The following is a 14,671-nucleotide window of genomic DNA, read 5'->3' on the forward strand; positions in this document are numbered from 1 at the left end:
CAAACTTTCACAGGAAAGCCCAGAGCAAGGCGCGTGCCATTACTTTTTTATTCTTCAAAAAGACACGGTGTCATTGTTATTACAGGCGTTTCGACTCCCTTTGCCAGTACGTGCAACCGTCTAGCATCGAAAGGTGCAACCAATGAATCCAAAAAGTACAACCCTGGCAGGTCGCACCTGCAACCGGATGCCTAAACGACAGTTCCTACAGCTGTAACAATGTGCGTAACGGAACTGCACATTTACAGTGCGTGATTGCTACGACTTGCACCAATACAGATTAGTAGCCTGCTAAGAAGATGCAGGCTTTTGACAGGTATTTCGCTGATCAGACCACGATCCGCAGGCATTGCCCGGCGTGATACAGCGAGAACCCCGCTTCATACAGGCAACTGCGCAGGCCCACCCCGGCCAGCGGTTGCATCGGCGCAAACGGGATCGGCAACGCCTGTGGATCCTGGTGACATAAGTAGTCGGCAAAGGCCTTGCCCACCACACTGCCCGTGGTCACGCCGCGGCCGTTATAACCGGTGACGGCGACCAGACCGGGGGCCGGCTCGAACAGGCGCATCAGGTGGTCCGGGGTGAAGGCGATGCAGCCGGTCCAAGTGCATTCCCACTGCACCGATTTGAGGTACGGGAAGTAATGCTGCTGCACCCGATCGGCCCACGCCTTGAGGAACCACGTCGGTTTCTGGTTGCCATTGCCCAGGCTGCCGAGCAACAAGCGACCATCCGCGTCGCGGCGGATGCTGCTTAACACCTGGCGTGTGTCCCACGAGCCCTGCCCGCCGGGGAGGATCTGTTTGGCGGCGTCGTCCGTCAGCGGTGCCGAGGCGACCTGGTAGTAATAGCCGGGGAAAAAGTTGCGCCGCAGCTCAGTCCATTCACCTTCGGTATAGGCGTTGGAGGCGATCACCACTTGCGCCGCCTGCACTGAACCTTGGGTGGTCTGCACCGACCAGACTGCACCTTGGCGTTCAAGCTGAGTGACTGGCGAATGATCGAACAGTTGCCCGCCAAGCCCCACGGCGGCATTCGCCAGGCCACTGGTGTAGGCCATTGGGTTCAAGGTGCCAGCGCGCCGGTCCAGCAGGGCGGCGGCGATCTTTTTGGTGCCGGTGGCCTGTTCACACGCCTGGCCCGTGAGCAACTCGACGGGGGCGCCACGGCGTTTCCATTGCTCTTCGCGACTGCGCAAATCCGCCTCGCCACGGGCGTTATGCGCCATGTGCAAGGTGCCCTCACGGCGCAGTTGGCAATCAATCTTGTATTTGTCGATCAGGCTGAACACCAGCGACGGCGCCGCGCCCAGCATGCGGTTGAGCTGGCTGCCCACCGCTTCGCCGAAACCCGCTTCGATCTCGTCCGGCGGGATCCACATACCGGCGTTGACCAGCCCGACGTTACGCCCCGAACCGCCATGGCCGGTGCGATGAGCCTCCAGCACGGCGACGCTTTTGCCTTGCTCCAGCAGGTGAATGGCGGCCGACAAGCCGGTGATACCGGCACCGATCACGCACACATCAACCTTGACCTCGCCCTTGAGCGCGGCGCGATCGGGCCGGCCTGGGGTGAGTTGTTCCCATAAACATGTTTCGCGTAGTGCCATTGCCAGACTCCGATGAGACCCAACAAACAACTATTGTTCTGAATTGCAAATGAGACCAAATGTGGGAGCTGGCTTGCCTGCGATAGCGGTGTATCAGCCACCACCGCTATCGCAGGCAAGCCAGCTCCCACATTGATCCCACTTCGACTTGGGGGATCAGTCGAAGGTGATGCCTTGGGCCAAGGGCAGCTCCAACGAGTAGTTCACGGTATTGGTCTGGCGACGCATATACCCGCGCCATGCATCCGAACCCGACTCACGCCCACCACCGGTCTCTTTCTCACCACCAAACGCGCCACCAATCTCCGCGCCGCTCGGGCCGATGTTGACGTTGGCGATGCCGCAGTCACTGCCCACCGCCGACATGAACTGCTCGGCTTCACGCACGTCGGTGGTGAAGATGCACGAGGACAGGCCTTGCGGCACGGCGTTATTCAGGCGCAAGGCTTCGGTGAAGTCGCTGTAGCCAACCACATACAGAATCGGCGCGAAGGTTTCGGTACACACCACGTCACTTTGCTCGGGCATCTCCACAATGGCCGGCGACACGTAGTAGGCATTCGGGAACTTGTCTTCCAGCTGGCGCTTGCCGCCGAACACCTTGCCGCCTTCGCTCAAGGCTTGCTCCAGGGCGTCCTGCATGTTCTCGAAGCCGTGCTTGTCGATCAGCGGGCCGATCAGGTTGCCTTCCAGCGGGTGGCCGATGCGCACTTTGGAATAGGCGGCTTTGAGACGGGTAACGATTTCTTCCTTGACCGACTCATGGGCGATTAAACGGCGCAAGGTGGTGCAACGCTGGCCGGCAGTGCCGACGGCGCTGAACAGAATGGCGCGCACGGCCATGTCGAGGTCGGCGCTTGGGCCGAGGATCATCGCGTTGTTGCCGCCCAGCTCAAGGATGCTGCGGGCGAAACGTGCGGCGACTTTCGGCGCCACTTCGCGGCCCATGCGCGTGCTGCCGGTGGCGCTGATCAGCGCAACGCGCGGGTCATCCACCAGCGCCGCACCGGCGTCACGGCCGCCAATGATCACTTGGCTGAGGTAGTCGGGGGCGCCGTCGAACTTCTTCAGTACGCGCTCGAACAATGCCTGGCAGGCCAAGGCGGTCAGCGGGGTCTTTTCCGAGGGTTTCCAGATCACCGCGTTGCCGCACACCAGCGCCAGCGTGGTGTTCCACGCCCACACGGCGACCGGGAAGTTGAAGGCGCTGATCACGCCGACCACACCCAGCGGGTGCCAGGTTTCACGCATGTGGTGGCCTGGGCGCTCGGAGGCGATGGTCAAGCCGTACAACTGGCGGGACAGGCCCACGGCGAAGTCGCAGATGTCGATCATCTCCTGCACTTCACCCAAGCCTTCCTGGGTGATCTTGCCGGCCTCCCACGACACCAACTCGCCCAGGTCGGCTTTATATTCGCGCAATACATCGCCGAACTGGCGCACCAGCTCGCCGCGACGCGGTGCCGGCACCTTGCGCCAGGCCTCGAATGCATGCTCGGCGCGACTGACCTGCTGCTCCACTTCAGCGGCACCTTCCCAGTGCACACTGCCGATACGGCTGCCATCAATCGGCGAATGCACGGGCTGTTTACCCGACTGGTACAGCGCCGGGTTTACCCCGAGACGGTCAAGCAATGCGGCAACCATGGGTCACTCCTTCAAACTCAAACAGAAAATTCGCGCCGCCACAGACACGGCGATCCAGACCTTATTTGTAGCTGGCCCAAGACTTGCCAACAAACGACGATTAGGCGAGATATCATTCCGTTTACTCATGCAAAGAATAAAAAGAGGCGTGCCGTGCTGAATAAAAGACATTTGCCCTCGATCACCGCCCTGCAGTGTTTCGAAGCCGCCACCCGCCACCTGAGCTTCACCCGCGCTGCCGAGGAACTGAACCTCACGCAAAGCGCGGTGAGCAAGCAGGTCGCGCAGCTGGAAGAATTGCTCCAACACCTATTGTTTCGCCGGGTGCGCCGCCGCTTGCAGATGACCCCGGCAGGGGATTTGTACCTGGTGGAAGTGCGCAAGATCCTCACGCAAGTGGAGATGTCCACCCACTACCTGCGCTCCTACGGCGGCGAGACCGAAGTGCTGCGCGTGTCCACGCCCTACACGTTCGGCGCGCGCTGGCTGGTGCCGCGCCTCAAGGGCTGGCGTTTGCGTCACCCGCAGATCCACCTGGACCTGTGCAACGAGCAGGAGCCGGACGAACTGTTGCAAGGCAAGGCCGACATGGCCTTCTACTTCGGCCAGCGTTCACGGCCAGGCACCGAGAGCCTGAAACTGTTCAGCGAAGAGTTGGTGCCGGTGTGTGCGCCAGAGAGCTTGCCTGCGCAGCCATTCACCGACCCCACGCAGTTGAGCAACCTGGTGCTGCTGCAAAACGCCTCGCGACCGCAAGGCTGGCATGACTGGTTCGCCAGCCAGGGCTACCAGACCGAGCACAGCTACCACGGGCCGCGTTTTGATACCTTTTATATGTGCATTCGGGCGGCGCAGGTCGGCTGTGGCGTGGCCTTGTTGCCGCGCTTTCTGGTGGAGGAAGAGCTGGCCGAGGGCAAGCTGGTGATTCCCTGGCAGCATGCGATGCCCAGCCAGGATGCGTATTACCTGGCGTATCCCGAGCATTCGGCGGAGGTGCCCAAGGTGCGTGAGTTTGTGAAGTGGATGATGGAGCAGGTTTAGCTCTTTTTGGGCTGCACCACCGCTATCGCAGGCAAGCCAGCTCCCACCTTTGGAATGCATTTCAAGTGTGGGAGCTGGCTTGCCTGCGATGAGGCCAGTGGCCGCACTGAAAAAATCACTGGCAAAACCCTACAGGTCTATGCGCCACTAGCACCCTTCCTTAATTGTGCGTAAAGGCCGGCGCCCATCGCCGACCCGTCTGGAGATTCCCGTTATGAGCGAGAGTGTGTTTGCCGATCGCATCGTGCAGAACTTGCTCGACACCGACTTCTACAAGTTGACCATGATGCAGGCGGTGCTGCACAACTACCCGAACGTGGAAGTTGAATGGGAGTTTCGTTGCCGCAACAGTGAAGACCTGCGCCCGTACCTGGCGGAAATCCGCTACCAGATCGAACGCCTCGCCGAGTTGAGCCTGAGCCCCGACCAGTTGGGCTTCCTGGAACGCATCAGCTTTATGAAGCCGGACTTCCTGCGCTTTCTGGGGCTGTTTCGCTTCAACCTGCGCTATGTGCAAACCGGCATCGAGAACGGCGAGCTATTTATCCGCCTGCGTGGGCCGTGGCTGCATGTGATCCTGTTTGAAGTGCCGATGCTGGCCATCGTCAGCGAAGTGCGTAACCGCTACCGCTACCAGACCGTCATCCTCGAACAGGCCCGCGAACAGCTGTACCGCAAATTCGACTGGCTGTCCGCCAATGCCAGCAGCGAAGAGCTCTCGGAGCTGCAAGTGGCCGACTTCGGCACCCGCCGGCGCTTCTCGTACCGCGTGCAGGAAGAAGTGGTCAGCGTGCTCAAGCACGACTTCCCCGGGCGTTTTGTCGGCACCAGCAACGTGCACCTGGCCCGCGAGTTCGACATGAAACCGCTGGGCACCATGGCCCACGAATGGATCATGGCCCACCAACAACTCGGCCCGCGCCTGATCGACAGCCAGATCGCCGCCCTCGATTGCTGGGTACGCGAATACCGTGGCCTGCTCGGCATCGCGCTGACCGACTGCATCACCACCGACGCGTTCCTGGGCGATTTCGACCTGTACTTCGCCAAGCTCTTTGACGGCCTGCGCCACGACTCCGGTGACCCGATTCAATGGGCCGAAAAAGCCATCGCCCACTACCACAAGCTCGGTATCGAGCCGATGAGCAAGACCCTGGTGTTCTCCGACAGCCTGACGCTGCCCAAGGCCCTGGAGATTTTCCGCGCATTGCGCGGTCGCATTAATGTCAGCTTCGGTATCGGCACCAACCTGACCTGTGACATTCCGGGTGTTGAACCGATGAGCATCGTGCTTAAAATGACCGCCTGCAATGGCCAGCCCGTCGCGAAAATTTCCGATGAGGCGGGCAAGACCCACTGCACCGATCCGAATTTTGTCGCCTATTTGCGTCACGTTTTTAAAGTACCTGCCCTTTCCAGCAAGGAGTGAATCATGCAAGCCGTACAGCGTGAGATTGCGCAGCAGCTCAAGGTCCAAGCACCGTTCAACGACCAGGCCGCCCTTGAGGCCGAAGTGGCGCGCCGCGTAGGGTTTATCCAAGGCTGCCTGCGCAATTCCGGGCTCAAGAGCTTGGTGCTGGGCATCAGCGGCGGTGTCGACTCGCTGACCGCCGGCCTGCTTGCCCAGCGTGCAATGAAAGAACTGCGCGCCAGCACAGGTGATGAAGCCTACCGTTTTATCGCGGTGCGCCTGCCCTACGAAACCCAGTTCGACGAACACGACGCCCAGGCGTCGGTGGACTTTATCGACCCGGACGAACGCCACACCGTGAACATCGGCCCGGCGGTTAAATCCCTGGCCAATGAAGTGGCGGCGTTTGAAGGCAAGGCGGCGGTGTCGCGTGATTTCGTGCTGGGCAACACCAAGGCGCGCATGCGCATGGTGGCGCAGTACACCATCGCTGGCGCGGCCGGTGGTTTGGTGATCGGCACTGACCATGCGGCGGAAGCGGTGATGGGTTTCTTCACCAAGTTCGGTGACGGTGCCTGCGACCTGGCGCCGCTGAGCGGATTGGTGAAGAACCAGGTGCGTGCGATTGCGCGGCACTTTGGCGCGCCGGAGTCGCTGGTCGAGAAGATCCCGACTGCCGACCTTGAAGACCTGTCGCCGGGCAAACCGGACGAAGCCTCACACGGCGTGACCTACGCCGAGATCGATGCGTTCCTGCACGGCGAGCCGGTGCGTGAGGAAGCGTTCAAGATTATCTGCGACACGTATCGCAAGACTGAGCACAAGCGCGTCATGCCCTTCGCGCCGTGAGGTAGACCGCAATCGCAGCGGTGCGACGATTCGACAAGCCAGCTCCCACACTTGACCGAGTTCCAACAGGGGAACGCGGTCAAATGTGGGAGCTGGCTTGCCTGCGATGAACGATAACGCGGTGTTACTTGACTACCACAGTGCCTTTCATCATCGAGATGTGGCCCGGGAACGAGCAGAAGAACGCGTAATCCGTGCCGGCAGCCAGTTTCGACACATCAAAGGTCACCGAATCTTTCTCACCAGCACCAATGATCTTGGTGTGAGCAATGATGCGAGTGTCGCCGTCTTTGAGGTAGTTTTTGTCGATACCAGCGGCCATGCCGTCGCTGGCAACGCCCGGCATGTCGGCGGCGGAACTCAGCACCCAGTTATGGCCCATGACGTTTTTCGGCAAGCTGCCGGAGTGTTCAAGGTTCACGGTGAACTTCTTGCAGCTCTTGTCGATGGTGATTTCTTTGGTGTTAAAGGACATCTGGTCGGTGGAATCAACAGTGACCGCGCACTCTGCAGCAAGCAACTGGCCGCTCGCCAGTGTCAGCAGGGAAACAGCAACGATTTTGGCAAACATGTGAATCTCCAAGGCAGGGTTTAAAAAACGCGTATTGCGACTAGGGTGCCCCAAGCAGGCTGAAATTCTTATGATCTGAATCAACAGATTGTATACAACTTTAGGCTATCAGACTGATCAACACAATCTACCAGCCAAACAACCGCCACCCGCTTATGATCGCTCCATCACCCACCGGAGCGTCTGCCATGCACTTCAATCAGTTCTTCAACGGCCTCTTGGCCGCGTATGCCTGCGGTAAGTGAAGGCCAATCGCGCTGCTAAGCTGCTACCATAGCGACCCAAGGCAGCTGCGCGCCGCCCACCCTCACCTTCGACCCTAGAGGATCGCCCATGGCCAAACCTAATTACTCCTTCGCCAAACGTCAGAGAGACTTGGCCAAGGAGCAGAAGAAAGAGGAAAAGCTGCAACGCAAGAAAGCCGCTGCAGATGAAGAAGCAGGCGCACTGAACCCGGATGCTGAAGGCGAAGTGGCTGCTGATGACACCGAGACACCGAAAGACCCGGCGGAATAAATTTTGTTGAGGTGAGCAGGCCCTCCCTGCTCACCCCAACCCACTGTTACTCCAGCGGCATCACCGTCACCCGAACCTCCGGGTCATGGTTCCCTCCTCCCAGAATCACCCCACGCAACGGCGACACATCCGAGAAATCACGGCCCCAGGCCAGAGTGATGTGCTCCAGTGCCGGCTGCACGTTATTCGTCGGATCAAAATCCACCCAGCCCGCCACCGGGCAAAACACCGAGACCCAGGCGTGGGATGCATCGGCGCCGATCAGACGTGGCTGGCCGGGCGGTGGCTGGGTCAGCAGGTAGCCGCTGATGTAACGCGCGGCCAGGCCCCGCGAGCGCAGGCACGCGAGCATCAGGTGAGCGAAGTCCTGGCACACGCCGCGTCGGCGCTCCAGCACTTCCACCAAGGGCGTGGCGACCTGGGTGGCTTCGGCATCGAAGGTGAATTCGCTGAAGATCTTCTGCATCAAGGCCTGCACGCCCAGCAGCAACGGCACGCCTGGCGGGAAGCAGCTTTCGGAGAACTCGACGAAGGTGCTCTTCAGGTGCACGTAGGGCGACTCGAAGCGATAACGGCAGGCTTCGAGCATCTCCGGCGACAGCACCTGGCTGCTGTAGGTCAGGCTGTCGCGCGTCTGGTCCCAAGGCGGTGACTGCTGGAAATCCAGCGCCGGCCGCGCCAGCACTTCCACGGTCAGCCCGGCATTGACCAGCAATTCATCATGGGGCCGTTCGAACGCCAGCCGGGTGATCGGGTTGCCGAACACGTCCAGCTCATCACGACGCGACGACGGCTGCGGGCTGATATCCAATTGCTGGGAACTGCAGCGCTGCCACGCGCACGGCCGCGGCCACAGGTGCGCCAACTGCTGGGCCAGGGACACCGGGCTGTCGTAGTGGTAATGGGTATCGTGAAAAATCTGGTAGCGCGCACTCATCACACCGACACCGTTTGCTGGCTGACATCATCCACATGGGCAAAGTGGCGCAACGCCAGGCGATCCGACACTTGCCCGCTCTCATCGGCGACCGCTTGCAGCAGGTCCGCCAGGCCGTCCAACGCGGCACGTACGCTGGATTCGCCGAACAGCGGGTTCTCCAGGCAGCCCAGATCAAAACGCGACAGGCGCTCCACCAACGGCGCCAGGCCGGTTTCCCGTGGCACGCCAAAGTCATCATTGAGACGCCGCAGGGTGCGGCTGACCAGCTTCAACTGGAACAGCACCGCATGCGGGTTCTGCTCATCGAGCAGCAACAAGTCGAGCACCGGGATCAGTTGCGGCACGGCCAGGTAACGCGAGCGATAGGTGATGCTGCTATTGCCCAGCTCCAGCAGCCATTCCAGCCCGGCCTGATCAAATACCGCCACGCCACGCAGGAACGCGGCGAGGCTGCTGCTGAGAAATTGCAGGCGCTCAATACGCCGGCCCATCATCAAAAAGCGCCAGCCTTCATCACGGGTCATGTCATCCAGGGCAAACCCGGACAGCGCCGCCAGGGACATCACCAGGCGGTTGAGGAAGTCCAGCAACTCGCCAAAATCCGGGGCCTCGCTTTCCAACTCCAGGGCTTCGCGCTGCAACTCCACTAGCGCTTGCCAGTTCTCGCGGGACAACTTGCCACGCACCTGGGACGCCGCCCACTGCAAGCGTTGCAGGTTGGCGCGCAGGCTCGACGGCCAGTCATCGCCGAGCAAAGCGGCAAGCAGGCGCTCGGGCAGTTCGCCCTCCTCCGGCAACAAGCGCAGGGTCTCGCCCAGCTCGACAGCGGCCTGCAAGGCTTGCGGGTCGTCGCCATCGACATAACGCGCCAGCACAATGCGCAGCCAGCGCGCGCTGTCATCACAGCGTTCGCAGTAACGGCCAAACCAGAACAGGTTTTCCACTACGCGCGACGGCAGATAAGGGTCGCGCCGCACCAGATCATGTACGCCAATCGCCCGTTGCGCGCGCCAATGCTCGCCGCCGACAGCGCGATCGCCGAGCACCCACGTGTCTTTGCTCGCGCCACCACGCTGCATCGACACCACTTCGGCATCCGCCTCAGCCGCCACGCGAGTCAGGCCGCCGGGCAGTACACGGTAGCCGTCAGCGCTGGCCACCGCGTACACGCGCATGCCGATGGCACGGTGTTGCAGATGGTCGTCGACGGTGTGCCATACCGGCGCCTGGGACAATTGCGCCAGCTCCTGGGCCACATAGGCGTAAGGCCGCGCACGCATGCGCTCGGCCAGGGCCAGGCGTTGCTCTTCGTTCAAATCGCGGCCGAATACCGGCGCGAAGCTTTGCGAAGGAAACGCTGGTTTGATCAGCAATTCCGGCAGCTTTTCCAAGGCTTCGGCCAGCACCGGCGCCTCGCCGCACCACCAGGTGGCGATGGACGGCAGGATCAGTTCTTCACCAAACAAAAACTCGTTGATCTTCGGCAGAAAGCCGAGCAAACCGGGCGACTCCAGCACGCCGCTGCCCAAGGCATTGGCCACCAGCACATTGCCCTGGCGCACCGCATCCAGCAGGCCGGGCACGCCCAGCGCCGAGTCGGTGCGCAGCTCCAGCGGGTCGCAGAAATCGTCATCCAGGCGCCGCATGATCGCGTGCACCCGGCGCAGGCCGCTGAGGGTTTTGAGGAACACCGTGCTGTCGCGCACCGTGAGGTCGCCGCCTTCTACCAATGGGTAGCCGAGCTGGCGCGCCAGGTAGAGGTGTTCGAAATAGCTTTCGTTGAAACGCCCCGGCGTGAGCAGCACGATCAACGGTGGCTGGTCGTCACCGGGCGCCTGGCGGGCCAGGGTTTCCTGGAGCGTGCGGAAGAAACCGGTGAGGTGTTGAACCTGCAAATCGCGGTACAGATCCGGGAATGCACGGGACACGATGGTGCGGTTTTCCAGCGCGTAACCTGCGCCCGATGGCGCCTGGGTACGGTCGGCGGTGACCCACCAACGGCCATCCGGGGTGCGCGCCAGGTCCACGGCATACAGGTGCAGAAACGCGCCGTCCGGTGGCTGAATGCCCTGGCACGGCCACAGGAAGTTGTTGTGCCCAAACACCAGCTCCGCCGGCAACAGGCCTTCTTTGATCAAGCGCTGCGGGCCGTACAGGTCGGCGAGCACGGCATTGAGCAAACGCGCACGCTGGGCGATACCGGCCGACAGGTGCAGCCACTCATCGGCGGCCAGCACATGGGGCAGCAAGTCCAGCTCCCACGGGCGGTCGGCGCCTTTGGGGTCGGCGTAGACGTTGTAGGTCACGCCGTTTTCCTGGATCTGCCGGGTCAGCAACGCCTGGCGCTGGGCCAGTTGCACGGGCGTACTGCGTTGCAGGTGATCGAGCAGGCGCTGCCAATGGGCACGTACCGCGCCACTGTCGTCGAGCAGTTCGTGATAGGTGCCCGCAGTGAGCGGGTAACGGTCGAGCAAGTCGGGCATGGAACGCTCGGCAGAGGCAAGGGAAGTCAGTTTAAATCAAATTCAACGCGATCTTGTGTGGGAGCTGGCTTGCCTGCGATAGCGGTTTTCCTACCACCTGATTGGCTGGCTGATACACCGCTATCGCAGGCAAGCCAGCTCCCACATTTTAGATCTCATTTAGTCATTTTTATTGGGGAAACGCCGCAAATCCAGGGTCATTGGTAGTTCATCGTTAATCACCAAGGGCGGCACAGGCAATTTGCCTGGGCTGTGGCCGAGGCGGAAAAACCGCGCCATGCGCCGGCTCTCCGCCTCATTGGCATTCACCGGCAAGCTGTCGTAATTGCGCCCACCCGGATGCGCTACGTGGTACTGGCAGCCGCCCAGCGAGCGTTGCATCCAGGTATCGAGCAAGTCGAACACCAACGGCGCATGCACCGCGATGGTCGGTTGCAAACAGTTAGCCGGTTGCCAGGCGCGATAACGCACGCCAGCGACGAACTCGCCGATACGCCCGGTCGGCTGCAACGGCACCGGGATGCCGTTGCAGGTCAGCAGGTAGCGTTGCGGCGCCAAGCCGCTCAACTTCACCTGCAAGCGTTCCAGGGATGAGTCCACGTAACGCACCGTGCCACCGACGGCGCCTTCTTCGCCCAGCACGTGCCAAGGCTCCAACGCCTGGCGCAACTCCAGTTCGATACCGCTGACGGCGTAGTCGCCGACCTTGGGGAAACGAAACGCCAGGTGCGCGGCAAACCATTCGGCGCGCAGCGGGTAACCAGCAGCATTCAGCTCGACGATCACGTCGGCAAAATCCTGCTCGATAAAGTGCGGCAGCAAAAAGCGATCGTGCAGCTCAGTGCCCCAACGCGCCAGTTTTGGCGGTGCATACGGTTCGCGCCAGAAACGCGCGACCAAGGCGCGCAACAGCAATTGTTGGGTGAGGCTCATGCGCGCATGGGGCGGCATTTCGAACGCACGCAATTCCAACAGACCCAGGCGGCCAGTGGCGCCATCGGGCGAGTAGAGTTTGTCGATGCAGAATTCGGCGCGGTGGGTGTTGCCAGTCACGTCGATCAGCAGGTTGCGCAACAGCCGGTCGACCAGCCACGGCGGGCATTCTTCGCCAGGCTCGGGCATTTGTGCGAAGGCGATTTCCAGCTCATACAGCGCGTCGTTACGCGCTTCATCCACCCGTGGCGCCTGGGAGGTCGGGCCGATAAACAGCCCGGAAAACAGGTACGACAAGGACGGATGGTTATGCCAGTAGCTGATCAGGCTGCGCAGCAAATCCGGGCGGCGCAGGAACGGTGAGTCTTTCGGCGTCGCGCCGCCCAGCACAAAGTGGTTACCACCGCCGGTGCCGGTGTGGCGTCCGTCGATCATGAACTTTTCGGTGGTCAGGCGGGTTTGCCGCGCCTCTTCATAGAGGAACTCGGTGCGCTCTACCAGCTCATCCCAAGTGGCGGACGGCTGCACATTGACCTCGATCACACCCGGATCCGGCGTGACCCGGAAGTTGCTCAAGCGCGTATCGAACGGCGGCTCGTAACCTTCCAGCAACACCGGGCAATGCAGTTCTTCGGCGGTGGCTTCAATAGCGGCCACCAACTCCAGGTAATCCTCGACGCGTTCCAGCGGCGGCATAAACAGGTACAAACGCCCTTCCCGTGCTTCGGCACACAAGGCGGTGCGAGTCAGCCAATCGGCGGATTCGTCGACCTTGGGCACGCGCTCGTCGCTCGGCGCAGGCGTGCCATGGCTTTGCAGTTGCGCGGTGGTCGGCAGGTCCGGCTGATCCTGATTCGGGTCAGTGGGATGCACAAATGGGTATTCCGCCGCCGTCACCCACGGTTGCGAGGCCAGTGGCAGGCGGTAACCCAGCGGCGAGTCGCCCGGCACCAGACGGCAGTGGTTGTCACGCAGGTACCAGCGCCCACTCTGCCAGCGGTCATTGGCCGCCGTGCGCGCCAGAGGCAACACTTGGCCGATGACTTTATCCAGGCCCTGGCTGAACACTTTGCGCAGACGCTCGCGCTCCAGGTCATCACTCAGGCGCGGGTCCTGGGCGGTGACGTTTTGCGGCAGCGCACCTTCGCGCCACAGGTAGTAGAAGTTGTCTTCGAAAGCCGGGAACACAAAGCGTGCCGGCAGTTTAAGGCGCTCGGCGACACTGGCCAGGAAGCGCCCAGCCATCACGCCATCGGCGCCGTAGTCCTGTTGTTCATCGGCGATCAGCGCGCTGTTGTGCCAGATCGGCACGCCGTCCCGGCGCCAGTAGCAATTGAGCGACCAGCGCGGCAGTTGCTCGCCGGGGTACCACTTGCCCTGGCCGAAATGCACCAGGCCTTTGGGCGCGTAGTGTGTGCGCATGCGCTGGAACAGCTCGGCAGACAGGCGACGCTTGTCCGGCCCCAGCGCCGCGGTGTTCCACTCGGCGCCGTCGGGATCATCGATGGAGACAAAGGTCGGTTCGCCGCCCATGGTCAGGCGTACATCGTCCTTGAGCAGGTCGGCGTCGATCTGCCGGCCCAACGCCTGGATCGCCAGCCATTGCTCTTCGGTGTAGGGCTTGGTGACGCGCGGCGCTTCCCAAATGCGCTCCACCGACATCTCGTGGGTAAATTCGCACTCGCAGGGTTCCACCAGCCCGCTGATTGGCGCAGCGGACGAAGGATCAGGGCTACAGGCCAATGGGATATGCCCTTCACCGGCGAACAGCCCGGAGGTGGCGTCCAGGCCGATCCAGCCCGCGCCGGGCAAATACACCTCGCACCAGGCGTGCAGGTCGGTGAAGTCGACTTCGGTGCCGGACGGGCCATCGAGGGCTTTGACGTCGGCGGTGAGCTGGATCAAGTAGCCCGACACAAACCGCGCCGCCAGCCCCAGGTTGCGCAGTAGTTGCACCAGCAGCCACGCCGAATCGCGGCAGGAGCCGGAAGCGGCGCCCAAGGTGAATTCCGGCGTTTGTACGCCCGGCTCCATGCGGATCAAATAGCCGATGTCGGCCGCCAGGCGCTGATTGAGCCCGACCAGAAAATCCACAGCCGGCAGCGGCGTGCGGTCGATGCCGGCCAGATAGGCGGCAAACTTTGGCGTCAGCGGCAAGGTTTCCAGGTACGGCGCCAGCTCGCGCTGCTCATCGGCGGCGTAACTGAAGGGGATTTTTTCGGCGTAGGGCTCGAGGAAAAAATCGAACGGGTTGAATACCGCCATCTCGGCGACGAGGTCGACCTCAATGCGCAACTCATCGGTCTTTTCCGGGAATACCAGGCGCGCCAGGTAATTGCCCTGCGGGTCTTGCTGCCAATTGATGAAGTGCTGCTCGGGCAGCACTTTGAGCGCGTAAGACAAGATCCGCGTGCGGCTATGGGCAGCCGGGCGCAAGCGCACGATCTGTGGGCCGAGTTCGACAGCGCGGTCATAGCGGTAATGCGTAACGTGGTGCAACGCGACATGAATCGACACGGCGGCCTCCTGCGAGCCAGGGCATGAACACAAAGCGCGCAAGACTTATGCCAGAGCGGCCGTCATTGCGCTTTATCGTAAGACCCGGTGCAGTACAGCACCAAAACGGCGCCAACGTGGGTGCCGTGGTGCAAGGCTTGCACATATTTGT

10 protein-coding genes are annotated in these 14,671 nt (G+C 61.7%); 4 read left to right on the plus strand and 6 right to left on the minus strand.

Annotated elements, in window-relative coordinates:
- Positions 1-328 precede the first annotated feature (328 nt).
- Together AB4P96_RS29015 and AB4P96_RS29020 are read right to left on the minus strand one after the other, a co-directional pair.
- Positions 329-1,612 carry an FAD-binding oxidoreductase gene (locus AB4P96_RS29015; RefSeq protein WP_170040304.1) on the minus strand — a complete coding sequence of 428 codons (1,284 nt, stop codon included), beginning with the start codon at positions 1,610-1,612 and terminating at the stop codon, positions 329-331.
- 156 nt (positions 1,613-1,768) lie between these two features.
- The gene (locus tag AB4P96_RS29020) at positions 1,769-3,259 is read right to left on the minus strand and encodes an aldehyde dehydrogenase family protein (RefSeq protein ID WP_017138439.1); all 1,491 of its coding nucleotides are present in this window, start codon (positions 3,257-3,259) and stop codon (positions 1,769-1,771) included.
- A 153-nt stretch (positions 3,260-3,412) separates the two neighbouring features.
- Between AB4P96_RS29020 and AB4P96_RS29025 the strand changes: the two genes are divergently transcribed.
- The 3 genes from AB4P96_RS29025 (at position 3,413) to nadE (ending at position 6,560) form a co-directional block, all read left to right on the plus strand.
- Positions 3,413-4,300, plus strand: coding sequence for a LysR family transcriptional regulator (locus AB4P96_RS29025; RefSeq protein WP_017138440.1), 888 nt, complete (start codon positions 3,413-3,415; stop codon positions 4,298-4,300).
- Between the two features lie 214 nt (positions 4,301-4,514).
- A complete protein-coding gene (gene pncB, locus AB4P96_RS29030; RefSeq protein ID WP_017138441.1) occupies positions 4,515-5,729 on the plus strand; it encodes a nicotinate phosphoribosyltransferase in 1,215 nt (404 codons plus the stop codon).
- 3 nt (positions 5,730-5,732) lie between these two features.
- Positions 5,733-6,560 carry an ammonia-dependent NAD(+) synthetase gene (gene nadE / locus AB4P96_RS29035; RefSeq protein ID WP_017138442.1) on the plus strand — a complete coding sequence of 276 codons (828 nt, stop codon included), beginning with the start codon at positions 5,733-5,735 and terminating at the stop codon, positions 6,558-6,560.
- Positions 6,561-6,684: 124 nt separating this feature from the next.
- On the opposite strand, the gene azu is transcribed toward nadE, so the two are convergent.
- Positions 6,685-7,131 (minus strand): azurin, encoded by a 447-nt coding sequence (gene azu, locus AB4P96_RS29040; RefSeq protein WP_017138443.1) that lies wholly within the window; start codon positions 7,129-7,131, stop codon positions 6,685-6,687.
- A gap of 333 nt (positions 7,132-7,464) precedes the next feature.
- On the opposite strand from azu, the gene AB4P96_RS29045 reads away from it, so the two are divergent.
- A complete protein-coding gene (locus tag AB4P96_RS29045; RefSeq protein ID WP_017138444.1) occupies positions 7,465-7,647 on the plus strand; it encodes a hypothetical protein in 183 nt (60 codons plus the stop codon).
- Between the two features lie 46 nt (positions 7,648-7,693).
- On the opposite strand, the gene AB4P96_RS29050 is transcribed toward AB4P96_RS29045, so the two are convergent.
- The 3 genes from AB4P96_RS29050 to AB4P96_RS29060 form a co-directional block, all read right to left on the minus strand.
- Complete coding sequence (locus AB4P96_RS29050; protein ID WP_170040302.1) at positions 7,694-8,584, minus strand: transglutaminase family protein; 891 nt, start codon at positions 8,582-8,584, stop codon at positions 7,694-7,696.
- Positions 8,584-11,070, minus strand: coding sequence for a circularly permuted type 2 ATP-grasp protein (locus AB4P96_RS29055; RefSeq protein WP_099548103.1), 2,487 nt, complete (start codon positions 11,068-11,070; stop codon positions 8,584-8,586). The genes AB4P96_RS29050 and AB4P96_RS29055 overlap by 1 nt, the downstream gene beginning before the upstream one ends.
- A 159-nt stretch (positions 11,071-11,229) precedes the next feature.
- Positions 11,230-14,520 (minus strand): DUF2126 domain-containing protein, encoded by a 3,291-nt coding sequence (locus AB4P96_RS29060; protein WP_395600362.1) that lies wholly within the window; start codon positions 14,518-14,520, stop codon positions 11,230-11,232.
- Positions 14,521-14,671 lie beyond the last annotated feature (151 nt).

Origin of the sequence: Pseudomonas sp. B19125 (genome assembly GCF_044218855.1) — a bacterium.
In the GTDB taxonomy this organism is placed as follows: Bacteria; Pseudomonadota; Gammaproteobacteria; order Pseudomonadales; family Pseudomonadaceae; genus Aquipseudomonas; species Aquipseudomonas edaphica.

What these genes read in the sequence shown, in the direction of transcription:
- nadE (WP_017138442.1), top strand. Translation starts at nt 5,733, where the DNA reads ATGCAAGCCGTACAGCGTGAGATTGCGCAGCAGCTCAAGGTCCAAGCA.
- AB4P96_RS29045 (WP_017138444.1), top strand. Translation starts at nt 7,465, where the DNA reads ATGGCCAAACCTAATTACTCCTTCGCCAAACGTCAGAGAGACTTGGCC.
- pncB (WP_017138441.1), top strand. Translation starts at nt 4,515, where the DNA reads ATGAGCGAGAGTGTGTTTGCCGATCGCATCGTGCAGAACTTGCTCGAC.
- AB4P96_RS29020 (WP_017138439.1), bottom strand. Translation starts at nt 3,259, where the DNA reads ATGGTTGCCGCATTGCTTGACCGTCTCGGGGTAAACCCGGCGCTGTAC.
- AB4P96_RS29050 (WP_170040302.1), bottom strand. Translation starts at nt 8,584, where the DNA reads ATGAGTGCGCGCTACCAGATTTTTCACGATACCCATTACCACTACGAC.
- AB4P96_RS29055 (WP_099548103.1), bottom strand. Translation starts at nt 11,070, where the DNA reads ATGCCCGACTTGCTCGACCGTTACCCGCTCACTGCGGGCACCTATCAC.
- AB4P96_RS29015 (WP_170040304.1), bottom strand. Translation starts at nt 1,612, where the DNA reads ATGGCACTACGCGAAACATGTTTATGGGAACAACTCACCCCAGGCCGG.
- azu (WP_017138443.1), bottom strand. Translation starts at nt 7,131, where the DNA reads ATGTTTGCCAAAATCGTTGCTGTTTCCCTGCTGACACTGGCGAGCGGC.